We start from the raw sequence: 22795 nt of genomic DNA, 5'->3' as shown, positions 1-22795 counted from the left end.
TGAGTAGATACACACTCTGGTTAAAGGCCTACCTCTTCTTCGTTGCTCCAGATTCATCGCTGTCTCTGAGAAGTGGTAAGAGTGGCCTGTAGGCCTTTGGCAGGAGTAAGAAAACACCTTATCGATGAATTAATCAAACTCGTTTCCCGTCAAAAACGTTAAAAACACATAGCCACACGTCATTAACGTCAAAGTAGGGTGCTTTGGTGGTTTTTTGCGCGCAATTGTTATGGTGATGTGACTCGCAATTGAATTTGTGGTTGTGATGGTGTGTAAGTGCCCACTTACTTACCTAGCATTTAGTAATATACTCTTGCTCTGCATTGATGTAATTGTAGATCTTGGTCACTTGCTGATTTTACGTTAAATTTCCCTAGAAAATTAAATCTGCCGTTCTGTTGTGACTCGCTTCTCAAACTGCAACAAAGAGTCAGTTAACGGTTAGAAAAGGCGGAGAATAGGGCGAGTAAGCGCGAATTTTTAAGGTGCGTTGAAGCTCAAGTAACGTGATATTTCTCTTGTTTAAAGACGTGAAAAAAGTGCATTCGAGCCGTGTTATTTCTCTTTGAATCGAAATGTTACGTACAAAAAAGCCCACACGAGGTGGGCTCTATTATTAAAGTATCGTGATGTTAGTTCAGGATTAGCTGGTCAGTAATTTCTGTAGCTTGTCTCTGAGCATCTCGATGTGAGTTCTTTCTGGCGTTTGTTCTTTACAGTGCTCTAGAATGAACTCGATAGAGCTCAACACCGTGCGCCAGCGAGGTGTTTTCGGTAAGGTTTCAAAGCGTAGATATTTATCTAAGGTGCGAGTTTGAAGCGTACTTCGGTCTAAATAAACACGCCACAAGCCACTCTTCTCTGCGAAAGCAAACTTGGTTTCACCAGTGACTGACTCCCAATATATGATGGCATTGGTCATCGCTTCCACCAACACTTCGCGCATTAGCTCTTGTTTGTTTTTACCTTCACCGGTTGCCTTATCAGCAAGGCGAGTGAATTCACCACCGAGCTCTTTCAGTTGTTGCAGTTTGTCTTTGTCGCCTTCAAAAGCATAACTTGAAAGCGCCTCAACCGCCGTTTCAAGGTTATTGATACGGTTTGAGTTAACACCACCACCGACATTGAAGATATACATGGTATCGAGTCCTGAGCCTTCAGGTAGTTTAAGAATGTCACTTGGTATGCGCTGACGCGTGTCATCAATGTAGATATCGATGTCACCACAGTAGTGAGCTTGTTCCACCTTGAGGTATTTAGGTGCAATGATTTCGTCAGCCATTGAGCGCTTCAGTTGTTCTTGTCCGCGTCTAAAAAGCTTGGCCGCTGCTTCATTGGCAAAGCGAATGCGTTGGTCTTCTCGAATACAAATAATGGCTTCTGGAGCTGACTCCAACTGTTCTAGCAAGCGTCCTTGAGTTTCGAGCAGGTTAGCTTCAACCATGGCTCTATGTGTGAGCTCCAGTTGCAGCTGGTCATTCTCAAGGCGCCTCTGTTCCGCCTTACTTGCGGATAAGTGCGCTGTGATTCGAGCAGCCAGTTCCTGTTTATTAAACGGCTTGGATAAGTAATCGTTGGCACCCGCTTCAAAGCCACGAACACGGTCTTCCGCTTGATTAAGTGCAGTGAGCATGATGATTGGTAATTGTGCGTGGTCATATTGCTTACGCAGCGCTTCACACACCTGATAGCCACTCATGCCCGGCATCATGATGTCGAGTAGAAGCAGTTCTGGCTTCTCTTTCTCAATCAGTTCAATCGTTTCTGGACCGTCACATGCCGTTCGAACTCGATAGCCTTCCAATTTTAAGAAGCTGTCTAACACGCGTAAGTTGACGGGCTCATCGTCAGCAATCACTAACAACGGGTCATTCGGGTCTTCGCTGATAGCGCTATTCTCTTGCTGAGTGTTATCAATCAAATCAGGCGCTTGGAAGTGTGAGTAGCTCCCTGATTCATTGTAACTATCCAATTCTTGTTGGGTAGCTAAAGGTAATGTGAAGCTGAAGGTCGTCCCAAGCATTGGCTGGCTACTTACGTACAGCGAGCCACCCATTAGCTCGATCAGCTGACGGCTAATGGATAACCCAAGCCCTGCACCTTGGCGATAGTTACTTGAGTCTTGCCCTGCTTGAATCAGTGGTTCAAAGATATGTTCTAGGTATTCTGCTGGGATGCCTTGGCCGGTATCGACAACTTGCACACGAATGTTGTCGTCGATAACGCTTGCTGAGATAACAATCTTACCTTCGGATGTGTACTTAATAGCATTGCCGACCAAGTTATACATCACTTGTTCCAGTCGTTGAGGATCAGACGAGACTAACCCTAAATCACTTGGAACTTGATTGATAATGCGGATTGGCTTGTTACCTAACAGATGATGAGATAACTCAAGCACTAAGCTGGTGGCAGCAGACAAATCGACGGCTGACTTCTTAATATCTAAGCTGCCATAGCGCATCTTGTGGTAATCGAGTAGGTCATCAACTAAGGTTGCCAATCTCTGACCACTATTGATAATGATATCCAACTGGTACTTCTGGTTGGCAGGAATAGGCCCGTTGGCACCAGATATCAGCGCCTCTGCGATACCAACCATGCCATGAAGTGGTGTTCTGAGCTCATGGGAAGTCGTTGCCAAGAATTCATCTTTCAGTTTATTGGCAAGCTGCAATTCTTCGTTTTGTTTTTGAATCGTTTTGAGGTTGTCCTCTAACTCGTCATTTTGACTTTTAATCAGCAGCATTTTTTCACGAATAGAGCGCTGCATCCTTTCAAAGCTGACAGCTAGGCGACCTATTTCGTCTTTCCGCTCGGTATTGATCATCGTTTCATCAAGATCGCCGGCGGAGACCTTCTCTGCAGCCCAAGTGAGCTTTAGCAATGGCGAGGTGATGAAGTTCGATAAGTAGTGCGATGCAACAACCACGAGAATGATCGCTGTTAGCATCACAATCACGAAGATCTTTTCTAATTGATGAATACGAGCAAACGCCTCTTTTTCTGGCAGTTCGACAACCAATGCCCAGGTAGCGTATTTAAGCTCAATCGGGGTGTAAGCGGCTATGATCGCTTGATCGAGAGTGTTGTCAAACGTGCCTACTGCGGTTTCACCTGCCAGAGCTTTGTCGACAACATCTAAGCTCAGGTTAATTGACTCTTGAGAGTGAGCAAGGCTACGAGGTAAGTGGTCACTACCAACAAGAAGTGTTTGAATGTTTGAGCTCTTGTTTAGATCCGCAATCAGCTTGGTAATGCCGTTAATTGGCAGTCTAAACATCGCATAGCTGTGTAAATATCCTTGTTGAACAATAGGCGCACCTAGCCATGCGGTTTGCTTGCCGTTTTCGTCTTTAAAGTCAGACACGATGACAGGGGTGTAATCTTCGTTGGATCTACGCTTATCTGTCACGTCCTTGGCTAATCTTTGGAAGGTGACCCCAAGGTTTGAATCTTTGTATTTGCCGGTCAGTAAGTTGGTCCCGTAGTTATCACGCTTAAATACGGAGTAAGCCACGTTACCGTTAATGTCGACTAATAGAATGTCATCAAAGTCTGAACGCTTAAGCAGTTCTTGATATGAGTTATGGTATCGCTTATGCAGCAAGCGATAGCGTTCGCTTCCGATGAAACTGCTCGACTCAGGAAGTATAGATGTTTTGATTTGATCGCCTGAACCTTGAATGTAGCGCTGTTGAGCATTGCTGCGCGCTTCATCAATATCTAAGCCGAGTCGTTGAAAGGCATTGATTAAACCGTAGAAACGTCCACCACTGGCATTGGCTAGCTCTGAGCGAACGAAGCCCATGACTTGCGACTCTTGAGCCTGTAGGTAATCGACGATTTGTTGCTGTTTAGTATCACGGACCGAGACAAGGTGCGAAGTACTTTGTTCCTGAAGATCCTGACTGTGCGATTGGAGGAAAAAGATCGCGATAAGTGTCACTGGGGTAATACTGAGGACGAGAAACGCCAACATTAAGGTATTTTGAAGGCGCTTAAACTTCTGCTTTCGATAGAATCTAAACATAAATTGGGTACTACTTTCCTTTGATGCACTGCTAAAAGGGGCGAAAACAAGTACAGAGAATAGAATTAATGGGTTCCAATTTAACGAAATTAACGAGTTTTTTTACTTTGACAAGTAAGTGGTATTTAAAGCGTGTGCAAAAGCTCATTTTTATAGAGTTTTGATAGAAATATGAACAGACAGCGCAGATTGTGACCCTGCGCTGTGTTGGATAGGCTACTTGTTTGCGTGGTATATCGCGAATTTAGTGGTCTTATTTAGAGTCGCGCATTTTCCAAACGCTTGTTCAATAATAGGTATGTATTTTAAAAAGCTGTTTGCAACAATAATCATCTCACCAGAGCGCTTTAGGTGCTTTGGTGCCTGCGCTAGCAGAGTTTCCGTTGCGCTGTAGCTTGTGTCTAATCCTGAGTGGAAAGGCGGGTTACTGATGATGAACTGATAGTCTTTAGACGTATCAGAATAAACATCAGAAGCGAAAACTTTGCCCGTTAGACCATTGGCTTCGAGGGTGGCTTGGCTTGATGCGACTGCGAACGCGCTGATATCACACATTTCTAGCTCGATATCAGGGTGACGAGATGCCATAACCGCACCTAATACGCCGGCACCACAACCAAAATCCAGTACTTTGCCTTTTAGCTTTGGCAGAGTATCAAGTAGCAGTTGGCTACCTACATCAAATTGGCCGTGACTAAACACACCTGGAAGGCTTTTTACAGTCAGTGATTGCTCATCAATGTTAACAGTGTAGGTTTTAAACCAGTTTTGAAGGTTGAACGCTTGCGGTTGTTCGAAGCACTGACCCCAGTAAAAAGAGCAACGGCGCGCCGAATCGTATTTCACGACTTTGCCGTAAGGAGCGAACATCTTCTCGATACTTTTAACACCAGAACGATTCTCGCCAACTACGACAATCTCGGTATCTTTACCTAGCTTGGCAAATAACATCGCCAACAGAAATTCCGCTTCTGCTTTTGCTTTTGGCCAATACAACATCACCAAGTCAGCTTTGGTTTCTTCGGTGAATTCAGCACCGTAAAAACGTTGGATGGTGTTGCAACCCCCCAGTTTACGGTAGTAGCTGTAATTAGAAGTAAACACAGAGACAGATTCACAATACTTCGCTAATTCAACAGGGAACAAGTCTTCTGCCTCACCTGCAACTAAAACATGTTTGCCTTCAAAGTAGGCGAGTTGACGCTGAGCAATCTGGCTTGGGGCAATATAAGCTGACATAGGACACTCTGTTGAATCGTTAGCAAAAAATGAGGGCGGATTTTCGCATAATCCGCCCAAAGCTTGAAGTGTTTAATACTCGTTCGGCAACCAAGTTGTCGAACAGTTGATTAACTCTTGTCTTGTTGGTTTAAAAAGTCCTTAAACTCTTCATCGTAGATGTTGAACAGGACAATGGTAATCGCAAAAATCAGTGGGCCGTAGATTAGACCAATTAGGCCAAATAATTGAATACCACCTAACAGTGAGAAGAAGATCATCAAGGTATTCATGCCTGCACTGCCTTGCATCAGCAGTGGACGCAACAAGTTATCAATAGAACCAACAATCGCTACACAGTAAACCGTTAGGAAAATCGCCCATGTGGTATCACCCGTTAGGAACAAGTAAGTTGCTGCTGGGATCCAGATTAATGCGGTACCCACAACTGGGATGAAAGAGGCAAAGCCCATCATGGTGCCCCAGAATAGGCCTGGGAAACCGGCAATCCACATACCTAAACCGCCCGCAAAACCTTGTGCTATTGCGGTTAAGAATGAACCCATTACAGCTGATTTCGATACTTGCTCAATCTCTGTTAGAAGCTTGTCTTCTTGACTACGAGATAGTGGCAGAATATGACGAACCACACTGATGATTTTGTCGTGATCTCTTAATAGGAAGAACAGAACAAACAGCATCAAGAAGAAATCCATCAAGAAATTGGTCGCATCACCAAGGATTTTTGCACTGATACCAACCAGTTTTGAGCCAAAGCTGGTCGCAAATTCACCGACTTTCTGTGCGATGGCTTGAGGCTCAATGTTGTCGAAAGGCAAGTAGTTATTCACAAATGACAGTGCTTTGACCACGAATGGGTGTGCAAATAAAGTCTGAATACCACCCTGGGTCACCCATTGGTAGGTATTCTGAGAGAACAGAGAACCTTGCTGAACAATTGCTGCGAATACTGCCAATAAAGGGATAACAATAATGAAAGTCAGAACCACACAAGACAACAGAGAGACGATGTTTTCTTTATTCGGGAGTTTTTTTTCAAGCCACTCATGGATCGGGAACATCAATAGTGAAATGATAAAGGCCATCACGATTGAGTTGACGTACGGCTCTATAAGCAAGTAACAAGCATAAGCTGCCGCAAGTAGGGCAATGATGATCACCCAGTGGCTGGTATTGATTTTGAGTTTTTCTGACACGTTAATGGTCTCTATATTTGCGTTATGAGTTTATAATGGCTGCAAAACAGAGAGTTAGCAATGAGGAGTTTTGATAATGGGATGCTGTAATAAAGATAAGAAATGCCAAGATGAAGAACAGCAAACAAAAAAAGAGATCCCTTGGTTCAGAATGTTCATTGGCACCTTGATGTTGTTGGTTTTTCTTTTCTGGGAACGTTAGGTGTTTTTGGTTCAGTTTTAGCCTTAATAGAAGGGTAAATAAGTTGTCATATTTGTGGTTAGCGAGCGTGATGTATTAAAAAGGGCTGCATCTAATGCAGCCCTAAATTCAATCGGTTAGCGACTTATAAAGTGCTTTCGACTATTTGCTTTCAGCAGCAATGATCGCAAGAGAGCGATCAGCAGCTTCTAGTGTTGCATCCAGTTCTTTTGAACCATGAGCAAGAGAAGTAAAGCTTGCTTCGAATGCTGAAGGTGCAAGGTAAACACCGTGCTCTAACATTAGATGGAAGAAGCGCTTGAAGCGTTCGACATCACACTTAGTGACATCTTCGTAGCAGGTTACTGTTTCTTGGTCTGTGAAGAAGAAACCAAACATACCGCCAACTTGGTGAACTAGCATTGGAATACCGTGCTTGTCTGCAAGTTGCTTGAAGCCATTAGCCAACTGCTTAGTTTTTGAAGCTAGACGCTTCTCGTTGCCTTCTTCTTTTAGAAGGTTCAAACAAGCGTAGCCAGCTGCCATAGCAACAGGGTTACCTGAAAGCGTACCCGCTTGGTAAACAGGGCCAGTTGGTGCGATGTATTGCATCACGTCTTTACGACCACCGAAAGCACCCACAGGCATGCCGCCGCCAATCACTTTACCAAGACACGTTAGGTCTGGCTTGATGTTGTAGTAAGCCTGAGCACAACCTTCAGCAACGCGGAAACCTGTCATTACTTCATCAAAGATTAGCAACGCACCTTCTTGGTCACAGATTTCACGCAGACCTTCGTGGAAGCCTTCGACTGGAGGGATGCAGTTCATGTTACCCGCTACTGGCTCAACGATGATACATGCGATTTCACCTTTATTTGCCGCGAAAATTTCACGTACAGAATCTAGGTTATTGAATGTTGCCGTTAGTGTTAGCTTAGCAAAATCAGCTGGTACGCCAGGAGAGCTTGGTTGACCTAAAGTCAGTGCGCCAGAACCTGCTTTTACTAGTAGGCTGTCTGCGTGACCGTGGTAACAGCCTTCAAACTTAAGAATTTTGTCACGACCAGTAAAGCCACGAGCAAGACGAATCGCACTCATTGTTGCTTCTGTACCTGAGCTCACCATACGCAGCTGCTCCATTGATGGAACCATCTCAGAGACAAGTTCAGCCATTTTGATTTCAGTTTCGGTTGGAGCTCCGAAGCTAAGGCCGCGTTGCGCTGCATCAATGACAGCTTCACGGATAGCTGCGTGGTTGTGACCAAGGATCATTGGGCCCCAAGAACCAACGTAATCGATATATGCTTTCCCATCAGCATCAAAAAGAAGTGGGCCGTCAGCTCTATCAACGAAGATTGGAGAGCCACCTACACCGTTAAAAGCGCGCACTGGAGAGTTAACGCCACCTGGAATAGTTTGCTGTGCCTTTTGATACAGTTCTGCTGATTTGGTCATTGATATATCCTCTTTTGACTGTCGGACCAATTGGCACGCATTGTACCTATCCAGAATCCAACTAGGAATGCTTTCGCCGATATAATCCCCCGAATCTGGTTGTTTTGTGTGGTTACACGTTTTAATTGTCAGATATGGGCGAGTTTACGACAGTAAAAGGAGCGATCCTGTGGTGAATACTTGAACGTTTCAGTCAGGTATTAGATAATCACCATAATATAAAAAAATACTCAACAACTATGGTCTCGAATTAGATTTGTATCATGTTGTTTTTGACATAGGTAAGAGAGGTTGTCGTGAGCGAAGTAAATATCCCATTGTCTTTTTCTGATGCAGCAGCTACACGCGTACAAACGCTAATTGCTGAAGAAGAAAACCCAGAACTAAAACTGCGTGTATACATTACAGGTGGCGGTTGTAGTGGTTTCCAATATGGCTTCACATTTGATGAAAAAGTAAATGATGGCGACACTACTATTGTAAACAGCGGTGTTACGCTGGTTGTTGACCCAATGAGCCTACAGTACTTAATGGGCGGCATGGTTGATTACACTGAAGGCCTAGAAGGCGCACGTTTCTTTGTGAACAACCCGAACGCGACAACAACATGTGGTTGTGGCGCATCATTCAGCGTCTAGCTTGAACTGAAAAAGCTGAAGCTACATTAGAAACACTGCAAACGCTGAACCTAGGTTCGGCGTTTTTGTGTTTACAGACTCCTCAAATAGCCGCAGTAAGTTAAGCCTCGCGGTCGACTGCGAGGCTTTTACCTCGAAATAAGTGCTTGCCCCGATATTTAATCGATTATTTTTCAAAGCATTCACTTCAATTTTAAAGTTCGACGTATTTTTTAAACTGTCGATAGCGTCCTCAACTTTATTTTATCTGACCTGTTAATATTACTTATTTATATCAGTAAGTAGCATGGGATGCTTTTGAGCCAATTAATGCAGCTAATGCGCCAGAAAAGGATTTGTCATGTCCACTCTATTTTCTAACTCTCCATTTTTTCAGAAACTGAAGCAGCCTTGGTTGGTTTCTCTGGTTCTAGTTGTGCTGTTGTCGATTTGGCTTGGTTTAGGAGTGGGGCAAGCGGAAGAGTCGCCAGAAAAAAAAGCGACAGAAATTCCGTTGGCTAAGGTTTCCTTTCAAACATTCACTTCATCCCCCACCTTTAAAACCATAGAGCTTTATGGTCGCACAGCACCCGATAGACATGCTCGATTGGGAGCGGAAGTTGCGGGCAAGATTGTTAGGTTGAACGTTGTGAAAGGCGATACCGTTAAAGTAGGGCAAGCCATTGCTCAGATAGATAAAGGTGACTTAGAGATTCAGCTAGAGCGAGCTTCGGCTTTATATCGTTTGAAACAGAAGGAATTCAAAGCGGCGCAGTCTTTGAAGAAAAGAGGGTTGCAAGGCGAGATAGCTTATACCACCGCAGAGGCTTCACTAACGGAAGCAAAGGCCATGAAGCGCAATGCGGAATTGGCTTTAAAGAATACTGTGATTATTTCGCCTTTTTCGGGTGTGGTTCAAGATTTGATGGTGGAGCTCGGTGATTTCGTTGGTGTTGGCGATCCTGTTGCTGGCGTGATTGACCTCGATCCTTTGGTTATTGAGGCCGATGTCAGTGAGCGTCATATCCAGCATTTGCTAGTCAATCAATCTGCTTTGGTTCGCTTGTTAGGGCGAGAAGAAGCGGAAGGCCGCTTACGCTATGTTTCTCGTATCTCTTCTGCTGCTACCAATACCTTCCCAATAGAGATTGAAATCGATAACTCCAAAGGCCTATTACCTGCAGGTGTCAGTGCAGAAGTAACACTCAACCTAGAAACAAGAGATGCAATCAAGATTACACCTGCCATGCTGGCACTGGATGAGGCAGGTAACCTTGGGGTCAAAACTTTAGTTTCAGTCGATGACTCACCAACCGTGAAATTTGTAGGTATTCAGCTAGTCAAGGCAGAGCAAGATGGAGTTTGGCTCACAGGACTTGGGCAACGCGTCGACATCATCACAGTCGGCCAAGGGTTTGTACGTGATGGTGACTCTGTGATTGCTATTGAGCAAGGCGCTCAACTCTCTAACGTAACCGCAGAGTAGGAGATAACCGATGTATTCTATTATTGATGCAGCCTTGTCTCGCGCTCGAACAATGCTCTCCCTTTTAGCGTTAATCCTTGTCGCCGGTGTCGTCACCTATATCACGATACCCAAGGAATCGAGTCCAGACATTACCATCCCAATTATCTATGTTTCGGTCGGGCACCAAGGGATCTCGCCAACGGATGCAGAACGTTTATTGGTTCGACCCATTGAACAAGAGCTTAGGTCAATCGAAGGCGTAAAAGAGATGACAGCAACCGCAGCAGAAGGGCACGCCTCTGTGGTGTTAGAGTTTAATGTTGGCGTCGATCTTACTAAAGCGATGGCTGATGTTCGTGACGCTGTTGATCTGGCTAAGCCCAAATTGCCAGAAGATAGCGATGAGCCGACTGTAAATGAAGTTACCCTCGCTTCTGAGCAGCCTGTGTTGTCAGTGGTTCTGTTTGGTACCGTACCTGAGCGCACCATAGTACAAATCGCTCGAGAGCTCGGAGATAAACTCGAAAGCTATCGTCAGATCCTTGAAGTCGACATTGCAGGCGATCGCGATGACATCGTGGAAATCATCATTGATCCATTATTGATGGAGAGTTACAGCCTAAATCAAGCGGACATCTATAATCTGATTGCTTTGAATAACCGAGTAGTGGCCGCAGGCTTTGTTGATACAGGTTACGGGCGTTTTTCTGTCAAAGTCCCTTCTGTGTTTAACTCCTTAAAAGACGTACTTGAATTGCCAATCAAAGTTGATGGTAAACAGGTAGTAACCTTTGGCGATGTCGCCACGGTTCGTCGAGCGTTTCGAGATCCTGAAAGCTTTGCCCGTTTAGATGGTAAATCCGCGGTTGTCTTGGATATCAAGAAACGTGCGGGTGAAAACATCATTGAAACCGTTGAGCTAGTCAAAGCGGTAATGGTTGGTGCTCAGCAGCAAGCTGAATGGCCAAATAACCTATTGGTCAAATACACCTGGGATGAATCTAAAGATGTGAAGATCATGCTCAACGATCTTCAAAACAATATCTTATCCGCCATCATTTTAGTGGTGATCGTGATCATCGCCATTCTTGGTGTTCGAACCGCGCTATTGGTCGGAATTTCAATTCCTGGATCATTCCTCACGGGATTGTTGGTGTTGTCTGTGTTTGGTCTAACCGTCAACATCGTGGTGCTATTCTCGTTGATCATGGCGGTTGGTATGTTGGTCGATGGCGCAATTGTGGTTACCGAGTTTGCCGACAGGCGGATGCAAGAAGGTGAAGAGCGTAAAGCCGCTTACCGAGATGCAGCGAAACGGATGGCGTGGCCAATAACGGCATCAACGGCTACAACCTTGGCTGCATTTGCTCCGTTACTGTTTTGGCCGGATGTAACGGGCGAATTCATGAAGTTCCTGCCATTAACGTTGATTGCAACCTTAACTGCTTCATTGATTATGGCGTTGTTGTTTGTGCCTGTACTCGGTGGGTTGATTGGTAAACCTCAATATGTATCGCCCAAAAGCCAAGCGCGAATGGTGGCACTGCATAATGGTGATTTTTCACAAGCGACAGGCTTCACCAAAGCGTACTATCACACGTTGTCGATTGCGATTAAGCATCCCTTTAAGATTCTTTTCAGTGCCATATTACTCGCGGTTGCGGTTGGATTTACTTACTCAAAGGCAGGTCTAGGTGCAGAGTTCTTCCCAGAAGTTGATCCGCCATTCTTTAACGTCAAAGTTCGTTCTCATGGTGATCTATCCATCCAAGAGAAAGATGTCATCATGCGCGATATTGAACAGATGATGCTAAATCATGACGAGTTCGATACCGTTTATACTCGTACTGGTGGTGACGACCAAATTGGTTTGATATCGATCACCCCTGTGGATTGGCAATACCGTCGCAGTGTTAAGGCGATCATTGATGAATTAAAAGTGCAAACCGATCAATACGCTGGTGTTGAGATTGAGTATAAGTTTCCAGATGCAGGGCCTCCGGTTGAAAATGACTTAGTGATTGAGCTCTCGGCTAAAACGCTAGAACAGCTCAATCAGGCGGCTAAGATCGTCAGAAGCTGGGCGGATGGAAATCAAGCGCTGACTAATATCAGCGATACAGCAAGCAAAGGCGGCATCGATTGGAAAGTGGATATTCGCCGCGACGATGCCGCCCGCTTTGCTGCTGATGCAACCTTGGTGGGCAATACCGTTCAATTCGTCACTAATGGATTGAAGATTGGTGATTACCTGCCTGATGATTCATCAGAAGAGGTCGATATCTTGGTTCGTTATCCAAATGACAAGAGGGATATCGGGCGCTTTGACCAGTTGAGAGTAAAAACGCCAGCAGGCTTAGTGCCGATTACTAACTTCGCGCAGATTGTTCCTGACCATAAGCAAGACACGATTAAGCGTCTCGATGGTAAGCGTGTGGTGAACATCATGGCGGATATGGAAGAGGGCTATAACCTTGCCCTTGAGCTACCAAAGATCGAACAGTCGCTGAGTGAGTTAGGGCTGCCGAGTAGCGTTGAGTTTCGTATCCGTGGTCAGAATGAAGAACAAGAAAACTCTTCAGCCTTCTTACAAAGTGCATTCATTGTTGCTCTTGCAGTCATGGCGTTGATTCTGATTACTCAGTTCAATAGCTTCTATCAAGCGTTTTTGATTCTTAGTGCGGTGCTGTTCTCAACGGTTGGTGTGTTTGTGGGCTTGCTTATCTTCCAGCGTCCGTTTGGCATTGTGATGTCCGGTATTGGGGTGATTGCGTTGGCTGGGATTGTGGTGAACAACAATATCGTGCTGATCGATACCTATAATCAGCTAATCAAAAGAGGCTTGGATAAGCGAGATGCAATTCTAAGAACCGGTGTTCAGCGTTTAAGGCCGGTAATGTTGACTACTGTTACCACCATTTTAGGTTTGATGCCGATGGTGTTAGAGATGAACATCGATCTGATTAACCAAAAAATAGAGTTTGGTGCCCCGAGTACCCAATGGTGGTCGCAACTCGCTACGGCGATTGCTGGAGGTTTGGCATTTGCGACGTTACTAACCTTGGTGCTGACGCCTTGCTTGCTGATGCTAGGGCGAGACAAGAAACCCGATATGATCCAAAGCAACGACGATGAACGGTAAATACTAGTTCGATGGAAATAAAAAGAGCGCCTTGATGGGCTAATGCCGTTCACTTAAGAGTGAACGGCATTTTTGTTCTTAGCATATCGTTGTGGTCTAGGTTTAACTTTTCTAGGGAATGTTCTTTCCCTTCGCCCTTCAAGTATTAAGCTTTCAGCCATGTTGTGGAACCCCTTTAACTGCCGAGGTATTGCGCCTGGTGTTGAGTAAGGTAAGCCTACAAGTAACGCTGATACATGAGCCAATGTGCCGTTAAAACTCAGTTGATAGGGAAGATAATTTCCCTTTAAATTGAAGCAAAGCTCGACCATCTGATATCGGATTAAATTGTAAGTAAGCAAGATGCCCCATAACTCCTGCTTTACCAGCTCCGGTAAACGACTTCGCAGCGTAAGACGGTTTCCAAGCATGTATTGTTTTTGTTCTCGGTAACCTAACTCTATTTCCCAACGATGCTCATAGAGGCCTACAATATCTTTTGATGGGTAACGCAGAGAGTCCGTCATGGAAGTTAATACTTGGTAGTCTTTTCCTTTAATTTTACGAGTGACAAGTCGAGCGGTTATCGACTTTGGTAAATCAGGCCATAGCTTTCTCGCTCTTGGATTACTATGTAGTTGAACCAGTTTGTCATTTCGCCCTAAAGATTGAACAATATCATATTGTGTATTTTTCTTGAGGGGGATAAGCCAATGGCGCTCTGAGCCAGAGTCTTGCCATTTATGTAATAAACCTAAAGAATAGAAACCCTTATCGAACATTGTCACACTATGATTCGGTGTTTTTTCTATCAGTTTTTCAGCTAATACCATTTCGTTTGTATTGTAATTATCAAAGGCACTGGCCGTGATTATGTGACTGCTTAGTTCCATTTGGCAGACCATTCTCACTTGCGGATATTGTGTCCCTTTTTGTCGAGAAAATGCATTTTCATTTTGTGGATTATCGGGCGTTCGCCAAACAACTCCATCGACGCCAAGCAGCGTTAATCCATTCCACTGGGGTAACTTTGCACTTTTTAACCATGAGGTTGTCATTCGCTCAAAGACCGCTTTAATTGCGTCTTCACCCAACGTCTTTCGTCGTTGAGTCAACGCGCTCGGTGCGACAAAAGCTTTACCTGTACGGTCGACAATATCGAGCTGGTTAACTAAGTTTTTCATGGATTTATTGTTGTAGATAGCCATTCCAACAAGTAACCAAACCATGGATTCTAGAGTTAATTTCCTCTTTCTCATAGTGACAGTATCAGTAAGAGAATAAGCTTCATCGATGAGGTCAATTGGAAGCAAGTCAGACAAAGTTTCAACGTTGCTAGGTTTCCAATCATTAATTATGTTTAGAGCTTGGGAAACATCCATAAAAAAATCCAAGTGCATTAAATACACTTGGATTTTGACAGTTCTGGAGGATCGTTCAACCGATCACTTTGGCTTTAACTGATCGGCATTAGCCTTGATGGGCGCTCTTTTTGTTGGCTTATAGTGTTCTAGCCTAATTGGTTGCTAGCAACTGACCGTACCGCTCTAGGTTATTAAGTCGAATCTCAGAGTTAGCGATGAAGGTTGCTTTTGCTTTACCGGTTAACGACTTCGATTGCGGCAATTTCACGGTACGCGCATTCTTATGTACGCCATTAACCAAGAATTCGTAATGTAAGTGCGGGCCAGTAACACGACCTGTACCACCCAAAGTACCAATGGTTTGGCCTTGCTTGACTCGCTGGCCTGTTTTTACCATGCGCCTCTTCATATGCAGGTACTTAGTGATGTAAGTACTGCTGTGTCGGATGAACACGTAGTTACCGTTGAACTGGTTGTAGCCAGATTTCTGTACGATACCATCACCTGCTGCCCAGATAGGTGTACCAACAGGGGCTGCATAGTCGGTACCGCGGTGCGGGCGCACTTTGCCGGTGACTGGGTGCTTACGACGAGGGTTGAAGTTCGAGGTTACACGACGAAAATCGATAGGAGAGCGCAGGAAGGCTTTCTTCATCGCTCGGCCGTTTTCGTCGTAGTAGTTACCGCTTTTATCGTCCAATACCGCAGTAAATGAATCGCCTTGGTTGGTAAAAATAGCAGCCATGATTTTGCCACGGCCGATCACTTCGCCTTCAACCACTTTCTCTTGATATAAGATTTTAAAGCTGTCGTTCTTACGAATATCCAATGCAAAGTCGATATCCCAACCAAAGATACCCGCAAGTTCCATGATTTGATTGGCAGTTAGGCCGGCACTGACACCTGCATTCCAGAAGTTAGAGGTAATATTGGCTTCGGCGTAGTTGTATTGATAGGCCACTTCTTTTTTGTCGAAACTTGATGAGAAAGAATCGCCAGACTTAGTGATCTTGAAGCTTTCAAACGCACTAAGTTGTCGTTTTAACTGAATAAGGTCGTTGTTCTCATCGAAGCCAAACTGCAATACATCGCCAGGTCTTAAATTAGACAGCTGCTTCTTAATATCGTTATTGGTATTGAGTAGCGTGATCAGCAAGCGGTATGAGAGGCCAATACGTTCAAATAAGACAGAGGTGCTTTCGCCAGAACGAACGGTGTATTTCTCCCAATTAAGCACTGCCGTCGGCGGTGCGTCACTTGAGCTAACAAGCGTGGATGCATTGATAGTCAGTGGGTAATGTTTCCCCACCACTAAAGCGCCCGTATCGTCACGCAAACTGTTGACATCGGGGAGTAAGAAGATCGCGACGAAAATTACGGCACTAAAAAATGCGATAAAAGCCCGGTGCAAAATAGGAAGGCGTGCAAAAATAGACAACATGTTCCGGTTCGTTCTGTAAATATGATGAAAATCGACGACGGAATAGTGTAACTGGTTTCAAAATACATCGCTATTCAAGTAAGATGTCTAATTATTATATTTTTGCCAAATCTGTGGGAGTGAACAAGAATGGCGAGTATTGAAGCTGCACTAGCCGAGATCAAACGTGGCGTAGAAGAACTGATTCCAGAAGACGAACTGATTGCTAAATTAAAAGAAGGTCGTCCTTTACGCATTAAGCTGGGTGCTGATCCAACTGCTCCAGATATCCACTTAGGCCATACGGTTATCTTTAACAAGCTTCGTGCTTTCCAAGAGCTTGGTCATGAAGTGACATTCCTTATCGGTGATTTCACTGCAATGGTTGGTGACCCATCTGGTAAGAACTCAACGCGTCCACCGCTAAGCCGTGAAGACGTATTGAAGAATGCTGAAACTTACAAAGAACAAGTATTCAAGATTCTAGACCCAGCGAAAACGCAAATTCGTTTCAACTCTGAGTGGTTATCTGAGCTTGGTGCAGAAGGCATGATTCGTCTTGCTTCTAACCAAACTGTTGCTCGTATGCTTGAGCGTGATGACTTTAAAAAGCGTTACGCTGGTGGTCAACCGATCGCAATCCATGAATTCATGTACCCACTTCTACAAGGTCACGACTCTGTTGCACTAGAGAGTGATGTTGAGCTTGGTGGTACTGATCAGAAGTTTAACCTTCTAATGGGGCGTGAACTGCAAAAAGCCGCAGGTCAAAAACCACAAGCGGTACTGATGATGCCATTACTTGTTGGTCTAGACGGCGTTAAGAAGATGTCTAAGTCTGCGCACAACTACATCGGTATTAGCGAAGCACCAAGCGAGATGTTTGGCAAGATCATGTCTATCTCTGACGATCTAATGTGGAGTTACTACGAGCTATTGTCTTTCCGTCCACTTGAAGAAATTGCGGAACTGAAAGCTGGCGTTGAAGCGGGCAAAAACCCTCGTGACGTTAAAGTACTTCTGGCGAAAGAGATCATTGCTCGTTTCCACAGTGAAGCCGATGCAGATGCGGCTGAGCAAGAGTTCGTTAACCGTTTTGCTAAGAACCAAGTACCAGATGACATGCCTGAATTCGAATTCGAAGCTGGCCTGCCAATTGCGAACGTTCTAAAAGAAGCGGGTCTTGTAAACTCTACTTCTGATGCGATGCGTATGATCAAGCAAGGCGCTGCTAAGCTTGAAGGCGAGAAGATTGAAGACAGCAAGTTTGTACCTGAAGCCGGTACTGCAGTTTACCAAGTCGGTAAGCGTAAGTTTGCTCGTATTACTATTAAGTAATAACGCATACCAATAATTGGACAAAAGGCATCCACGGATGCCTTTTTTATTGACACAAAGTTGACGAAGTTTTTGAACGTGTATTGCTACACTATGCGCGCTGTCATATTGACAGTAATTCTGGAGATTTTTATGAACAATACCGACCATCCTCCTAGTTTGAATGGAGAAGAATAATCTGTCTCGGTATTGATTTATTGTCCTACCGTTCAGGTAGGGTATCTTAGTTTTCCCCCTCATTCTTTTCCACACACTAGATTCTAACAAGTAGACACATCAGTGCTTTAAGCTCTTGGTGCGCGTAGCTATATATGCTTGAGTTATAGAATTATACGCTCTTAGTGTGCACAGCTTTATGCTCTTGAAGTATTAGCCACAGGCTACTTGTTTTGATGGTCGTTACCTTTGCCAATCGGGAGATTCGACATGACGGTAATGAACAACACTTTTTTATCTATTGAAGCTCTGTACTCAGAGCAAGACATTCAAGCTGTATCGAATGCCTTTCAACAGTACGGACGTGAGCAACAAATTAACCTTTTGAACCGTATGCCGCTTGAAGATGCAGTACTTGTATTAGGGCAATGCTCTTTAAGTACGATTCAAGTTCTACTTAGTGAGTTAGAGGAGCAAGGTTTTGAGAAGCGCTCGCGACATCTAGCCCACCAACTAGGGCTGATCTATTCAGAGGTTGAACCGCAACAGGGTTACCTTTCAACTGGAGTGCTTAGCCATGTTAGGCAGCGTATCGGTTGGATTATTGCCTTAGCGCTGCTGGGTATAGTCTCCGGGCTTATCATTGCTCAGTATGAAGACATTCTTAGCCAGCTAGTACTTCTAGCGATTTATATGCCGGTAATCGCTGCTGCGGGTGGTAATACAGGCACACAAGCGGCGACTTTGGTCATTAGGGCCTTAGCCACGGGAGAGTTGAAGAAACGCCAGTGGGCGAACGTTTTATGGAAAGAACTTAGAGTTGCCACCTGCTTGGCGCTTGCGATTGCCTTGGTGATGATAGGCCGCATCTTACTGTTTAGTGACACCCAATCAACGGGTGGTTACGATATTAATATGATTGCCTACGCGATTGCTGTCGCTCTGTTTATTCAAGTGACAATATCAACCGTGCTAGGCGCTGGACTGCCGATTGTTGCTCGGTTGTTTAAGTTAGATCCTGCGGTGCTGGTGAGCCCAGTACTGGCTTCGATAGTGGATATTTCAGGGATGTGGATTTATTTTACAGTCGTTAACTCATTCCTCGGTATTGCTTAGCTCCTATAAAAATAGCTAAAAACACCTTAGAAAAAAATGGCGCTGAAGATTTAAGATTTTCAGCGCCATTTTTATTAATCTAATTAACAGCCTTTTACAAGTCAATCGCTATTGAGATTTGCTCTGTGTTTGACTGAATTCAACGACATCTGTGTAGAAAGCACGTTCAAACTGGGTAATAGGTGCTTCGACTGGTTTATCTGGGTCTGGCTTATCAGGGAAGTAATCACGCACAAACTGCACGAAGATCGAATTTGGATTACCTGACTTGTCTAAACCAAACCCCGCCATGTTGTAGCTACCGTACAAAGAACCACTCTTCGCAATAATATTGCCTTGGATTGGTGCCTTTCGCATGCTTTGACGATATTTGAGCGTGCCATCAGTGCCAGATGTCGGCATGGCCTCGATTAGGTTGAGCTGTGAGTCGTTTTCCCAGATATAACGAAGCACTTTAGCCATGGTCTGCGATCTCATCCGGTTGTTTCTAGATAAACCAGAACCATCAACGAGCTGCGCTTTGCTGAGGTCAATGTTGGCCTTAGTCAGTAAGATCTGCTTTATCGCTTCGGTGCCATTATTGAAGCTGCCCGGTTGGACATAAAACGTTGCACCCAGTGTTTTGGTTAGGTTGTCTGCTATTAGATTGTCAGACTTCTTCAGCATGGTATCGAGCAGTTCAGGAAGCTTTTCAGAATAGTGGCTCGCGACTAACGTTGTTTTGTTTGCTTTCGATTTTTTACCCACAATCACATCGCCATTAACTTGAATTTTCAGCTCTTTAAGCAGTGAGGTCACGACTTGGTAGGTATAAAGCTCTGGATTTTGAATCGCAAACTTGAGCGGTAATGGTTTTTTACGCTCAACTAAGCAACCAGAGAGCTTGTAAGCGTTGTCTGGAGTAGTAATGAGCTCTAAGTCGCATTGTGTGGCCTTCTGCCCTGAGCGGGTTACGGTGGCTGCGGTGGTTGTCACGTCTATCGAATAATGTGCAGGGATATAGACGCGTGTTGTACCGTTATCTTTCGTATAAATAGAGGCTTGTGCGCAATTGCTGTCTAATGTCATCGCACTCGAAGGCGCGCTGTAACAAACGCCTAGAATGTCCCAAGGCCAACCAACCGCTCGTTGATAGCCTGTATAAGCCGAGTTATCGAGGTATAAGTTGCCTTTGATGGTTTTGGATTGAGACGTAGCGTACTGAACTAACAGGTTTGCTAGCTGTTCACGTTGTAGCGTTGGGTCGCCGCTAAATGAAATGATTGAATCACTACCAGATCGAGTAATGCTGGTGGTGTAATAAAAGTTGTCGCCCAGCTCTAATTTAGCCGCTAAAGCCGTCACCAGTTTTAACGTGCTGGCTGGTGGATAAAAGCCATCACTGTTGGTATTCATTTTATTTGGACGGCCACTTAATGATTCTAAGATTAGGCTTGTGCTACTGCCATCGGGCAGTTTGTCTAAAGGGGCGTATGCGAAAGCGTTAAGTGAGAAAACGCTAATGGAAAAACTACATAGAAGTAAAGTAGGTAGAAGGCGCATAGAAGATTTTTTTGGATGGCTTATTTTTTCAGTATACAGATATAAAAAACGCCCGCTAGATAGCGGGCGTTTTGATTCTCAATTAACTAATTAACTAATTAAACAATTAGATAGTCAAAATTAGAAGTCGTAACGTAGACCTAGAGCTAGCTCGTCTTCAGCATCCAATTTACCAACTTCTTTCTTGTCTAGTAGGTTGAAGTTGTATGATACGTAGCCACGGAAGTTAGGCTTGAAGTAGTAAGTTGCATCAACCGCTAGGTTGTCAGCCTCATCCGACTTGTCACCTGATGTTTCTGCTTCAAGTTTATTGTAGGTTGTGCTGAATACAGTTTGGTCTAGTGTATAAGCAGCTGCTAACTCGTAACCTGTTTTGTCAGTCTTGTTAGAACCATCTTTGTCTGTACCCATTACAACAGTCGCAGCAAAGTATAACTCATTTAACTCGTATGAACCCGCAACCATGTACTCGTCTTTAGATGCGTTTTTGCCTTCGTTTTGGTCAGCATAGCCAGCACCTAGTTTGAAGCCAGATGTACCGAAAGCATACACACCAGATAGAGAGTAGCCATCGAGATCTGTTTCAGAGATAGTGCCTGTGTTCTTGTCTTCGATGCGGTCAGAAAAACGGTAGCTCGCTTTTACGCCTAGATCTTGGAATTGACCTTTGTAAGATAACATGTTGTCTGCACGGTCAGCTGAAGCAACCTTATATGCAGCACTGTTACCGTGGTATGCCATGATATCCGTGAAGTCTGTGATTACGCCCAGTGCGCCGTCGTTTTTACCGTAAGTCACTTCACCGAATGTACCGCCAAGACCAGCGTATGTGTAACGGTTGTCAATGTCTGAACCGTTATCACCTGTATCTTCGTCTGCATCTGCATCTGCAGTAGTAAACTCACCTTCGTAGAAACCAACACCGTATAGGCCGTCTTGGATATCAACTTTACCTAGGAAGTTAAGACGGATACGTGATTCGTCAGACGCTTTTCCATCTTTCATAGATAGACGAGCTTCAGCGCGGCCACCCATGTCTAGAGACGTACCGTCTTGGTTGTATAGTTCTGCCGCGTTAGCGCCAGTAGCAAGAGCTGCAGCAGATACAGCAAGCGCGATCATAGTCTTGTTCATGTTATTAATTCCTAATTACTGTCCATAAAGGTATTTATCAAGGATTTGAATCCTTTTTGTGTATTGCTCGTATTAATCAAGCTTCATAATCATGCTTAGAACAAAAGCGTGAAACTTGCCAGAGCAATTCATGGGGTACTTTTTACCCCTAAAGTTCCACCGTAAGTTAGTAAAATGATATCAATAAAAATACTGAACACTGTTTTATTGTATTTTATGTTATTTAAGTTGTTGTTTTTATTTCCTTTTTATGAAAGTGTGATCTGTGTTTATTTAGTTTGTTTTTGTTTTTTTTAGGTATTTATTTGCTGACTTATTGATGGGGGAGGTAATATTCATTTTTGTGATGTCTGTAATTTAGACCTAGATAAAGCTTTTATAATACAAAGTGGAATAAAGGTGATTTAGCCATCAAGTTTGTTTACACTAAGCCAAATCGTTTTGTTTCTATCACCCAATAAGTATGTTGGGTGGATTTATGTTGGCCAAAGAAAGCTTTGGCATAGAGGTAAAAAATGGAAAAGGTTCCAATGACAGTACGTGGCGCTCAGAAGCTACGTGACGAATTAGATCGCCTACTTAAGCTACGTCCTATTATTTCAGCAGCTATTGGTGAAGCACGTGAACTAGGTGACTTGAAAGAGAACGCTGAATATCATGCCGCTCGTGAAGAGCAGGGTATCTGTGAAGCTCAAATTCGAGATATCGAATACAAGCTATCACTCGCTCAGATCATCGACGTAACTCAAATGGATAACACAGGTAAGGTTATCTTTGGTACTACAGTTACTTTGATTGACGTAGATACTGATGAAGAGTTCCGTTACCAAATCGTTTCTGAAGATGAAGCTGAAATCAAAACTGGCCGCATTTCGGTGAAATCACCGATCGCTCGTGGTTTGATTGGTAAGATGGAAGGTGACGAGGTTATTATCTCTACACCTGGCGGCGATAAAGACTTCGAAATCGACAAAGTAGAATACATCTAATTGAATTTACTTTGGTTCTAATAAGTAAAAAGGTCGCTAATGCGACCTTTTTCGTTTCTCACGCTACACTAAAAGATAAGCACAGTGGCTTTCTTGTTGCGGAGCTAGCTTGATGACAAACTAGCTTATTTGCGTGGAATCTCGATTTTACGTGCTTCAGACTGACGGAACAGCACAAGAACTTTACCGATAGTTTGTACTTTCTCAGCTTTAGTTTCACGTACAATTGCATCGATAATCAGTTGCTTAGTCTCACGGTCTTCTGATGCTACTTTAATCTTGATCAGTTCGTGGTGGTCTAGAGCTAATTCGATTTCCGCTAGAACAGCTTCAGTAAGTCCATTTGCGCCCATTAGCACTACAGGTTTTAAACTGTGAGCTAGGCCCTTTAGATGCTGCTTTTGTTTGGTACTTAGGTTCATT

General features: G+C 44.2%; 15 protein-coding genes. 6 read left to right on the top strand and 9 right to left on the bottom strand.

All coding sequences use genetic code 11. The features are described from left to right. Positions 1–643: 643 nt before the first annotated feature. The 4 genes from ACMAZD_RS14230 to hemL form a co-directional block, all read right to left on the bottom strand. Positions 644–4033 (bottom strand): response regulator, encoded by a 3390-nt coding sequence (locus ACMAZD_RS14230; RefSeq protein WP_435247703.1) that lies wholly within the window; start codon positions 4031–4033, stop codon positions 644–646. A 216-nt stretch (positions 4034–4249) separates the two neighbouring features. Then, positions 4250–5272 carry a 16S rRNA (guanine(1207)-N(2))-methyltransferase RsmC gene (rsmC, locus tag ACMAZD_RS14225; protein WP_435247702.1) on the bottom strand — a complete coding sequence of 341 codons (1023 nt, stop codon included), beginning with the start codon at positions 5270–5272 and terminating at the stop codon, positions 4250–4252. Positions 5273–5382: 110 nt separating this feature from the next. Continuing rightward, a complete protein-coding gene (locus ACMAZD_RS14220; protein ID WP_435247701.1) occupies positions 5383–6468 on the bottom strand; it encodes an AI-2E family transporter in 1086 nt (361 codons plus the stop codon). 343 nt (positions 6469–6811) lie between these two features. Continuing rightward, entirely contained in the window at positions 6812–8107 is a 1296-nt protein-coding gene (hemL, locus tag ACMAZD_RS14215) for a glutamate-1-semialdehyde 2,1-aminomutase (protein WP_435247700.1), read from the bottom strand. 296 nt (positions 8108–8403) lie between these two features. Here hemL and erpA point away from each other — a divergent pair, with 296 nt between their 5' ends. The 3 genes from erpA to ACMAZD_RS14200 all read left to right on the top strand — a co-directional run bounded on the left by erpA (position 8404) and on the right by ACMAZD_RS14200 (position 13334). Beyond that, positions 8404–8745: an iron-sulfur cluster insertion protein ErpA gene (gene erpA, locus ACMAZD_RS14210; RefSeq protein ID WP_004734539.1), complete on the top strand. Its 342-nt coding sequence runs from the start codon at positions 8404–8406 to the stop codon at positions 8743–8745. Between the two features lie 340 nt (positions 8746–9085). Continuing rightward, positions 9086–10210: an efflux RND transporter periplasmic adaptor subunit gene (locus tag ACMAZD_RS14205; protein WP_435247699.1), complete on the top strand. Its 1125-nt coding sequence runs from the start codon at positions 9086–9088 to the stop codon at positions 10208–10210. 10 nt (positions 10211–10220) lie between these two features. Next, on the top strand, positions 10221–13334 hold the full coding sequence (locus ACMAZD_RS14200; RefSeq protein WP_435247698.1) for an efflux RND transporter permease subunit: 3114 nt from the start codon (positions 10221–10223) through the stop codon (positions 13332–13334). 53 nt (positions 13335–13387) lie between these two features. Here the strand turns inward: ACMAZD_RS14200 and ACMAZD_RS14195 are convergent, their stop codons facing one another. Together ACMAZD_RS14195 and ACMAZD_RS14190 are read right to left on the bottom strand one after the other, a co-directional pair. Beyond that, positions 13388–14695 carry an IS4 family transposase gene (locus ACMAZD_RS14195; RefSeq protein ID WP_435247567.1) on the bottom strand — a complete coding sequence of 436 codons (1308 nt, stop codon included), beginning with the start codon at positions 14693–14695 and terminating at the stop codon, positions 13388–13390. Positions 14696–14828: 133 nt separating this feature from the next. Next, complete coding sequence (locus ACMAZD_RS14190; protein ID WP_435247697.1) at positions 14829–16118, bottom strand: peptidoglycan DD-metalloendopeptidase family protein; 1290 nt, start codon at positions 16116–16118, stop codon at positions 14829–14831. Between the two features lie 129 nt (positions 16119–16247). On the opposite strand from ACMAZD_RS14190, the gene tyrS reads away from it, so the two are divergent. Then, positions 16248–17435, top strand: a complete 1188-nt coding sequence (gene tyrS / locus ACMAZD_RS14185; protein WP_435247696.1) for a tyrosine--tRNA ligase — start codon at positions 16248–16250, stop codon at positions 17433–17435. 426 nt (positions 17436–17861) lie between these two features. Beyond that, positions 17862–18707, top strand: a complete 846-nt coding sequence (locus ACMAZD_RS14180) for a magnesium transporter (RefSeq protein WP_435247695.1) — start codon at positions 17862–17864, stop codon at positions 18705–18707. A gap of 108 nt (positions 18708–18815) precedes the next feature. Here the strand turns inward: ACMAZD_RS14180 and dacB are convergent, their stop codons facing one another. After that, complete coding sequence (gene dacB / locus ACMAZD_RS14175) at positions 18816–20249, bottom strand: serine-type D-Ala-D-Ala carboxypeptidase (protein WP_435247694.1); 1434 nt, start codon at positions 20247–20249, stop codon at positions 18816–18818. A 120-nt stretch (positions 20250–20369) separates the two neighbouring features. After that, positions 20370–21383, bottom strand: coding sequence for a porin (locus tag ACMAZD_RS14170; protein ID WP_435247693.1), 1014 nt, complete (start codon positions 21381–21383; stop codon positions 20370–20372). Positions 21384–21898: 515 nt separating this feature from the next. On the opposite strand from ACMAZD_RS14170, the gene greA reads away from it, so the two are divergent. Then, complete coding sequence (greA, locus tag ACMAZD_RS14165; RefSeq protein ID WP_017079993.1) at positions 21899–22372, top strand: transcription elongation factor GreA; 474 nt, start codon at positions 21899–21901, stop codon at positions 22370–22372. A 125-nt stretch (positions 22373–22497) separates the two neighbouring features. Here greA and yhbY read toward each other — a convergent pair whose 3' ends face one another. Beyond that, positions 22498–22794, bottom strand: coding sequence for a ribosome assembly RNA-binding protein YhbY (gene yhbY / locus ACMAZD_RS14160; protein WP_004738252.1), 297 nt, complete (start codon positions 22792–22794; stop codon positions 22498–22500). Position 22795 lies beyond the last annotated feature (1 nt).

This window comes from Vibrio sp. nBUS_14 (genome assembly GCF_051201655.1).
Lineage (GTDB): Bacteria > Pseudomonadota > Gammaproteobacteria > Enterobacterales > Vibrionaceae > Vibrio.
Note: the sequence above shows the minus strand (reverse complement) of the source record. Positions and strands in the feature narration are given on the sequence as shown.